Annotated in this window: 1 protein-coding gene; it reads left to right on the top strand. The window is 44.9% G+C overall.

Features of this window, described 5'->3' with window-relative positions; genetic code table 11:
• Positions 1-281: 281 nt before the first annotated feature.
• Positions 282-624 (top strand): helix-turn-helix domain-containing protein (locus ACNQ0T_RS23175; RefSeq protein ID WP_089578012.1); only part of this gene is annotated, 343 nt, incomplete at its 3' end.

Genomic DNA, 624 nt, shown 5'->3' with positions numbered 1-624 from the left:
ATACACTCCGCTATCGCTACGTGACTGGGTCAGGGCTTCGCCCCGACACCCCAAAAGGGTGTTGCGTTGCGCGCAACACCCTTGCCTAGAATAGATCTTTTACGCCGATTTGTAAGTTGTTGTTTTTTTAGCGTGTTTTTTGTTTACCTGTCGCATCCAGGGTGACACAACGTTGTCGCATCCTGGATGCGACAACACGCAACAAGGTGTTGCACAGATGTGTCATGATGGCTTAGATTTGAACCAACGTTAGTGCATGGGATTTTTAGAGGGAAAAAATCATGTTTATTGATTCAGAAAAACGACTGAAACAACTTTCAGATGAGGCAAAGAAAAACACCGAGGATCTCGAAGAAGCAAAGAAGAATTCAAGGTTTACACAGGTATCCCCAAAAGGTTGGGAACGCGTTCGAGAGCTGCTGAAGGATAGCCAAGGCATATCAGCACTGAAGCTGTACTCATTTTTAGCGGAGCATATCGATCCTACGTGTGGCGCTGTCGTTGCGGATCAGCAATTCCTAGCTGAAAAACTTGGAGTTAGCAGAAGCACAATTATTCGTTGGCTCAATTACTTAGAATCAAAAAATGCATTAGTTAGAATCCCCGTTGCTGGTAAGGTTTGTG

Source organism: Enterobacter cloacae complex sp.6700776 (assembly GCF_048284255.1).
Taxonomy (GTDB): Bacteria; Pseudomonadota; Gammaproteobacteria; order Enterobacterales; family Enterobacteriaceae; genus Enterobacter; species Enterobacter intestinihominis.
This window is presented reverse-complemented; position numbering and strand designations above follow the sequence as displayed.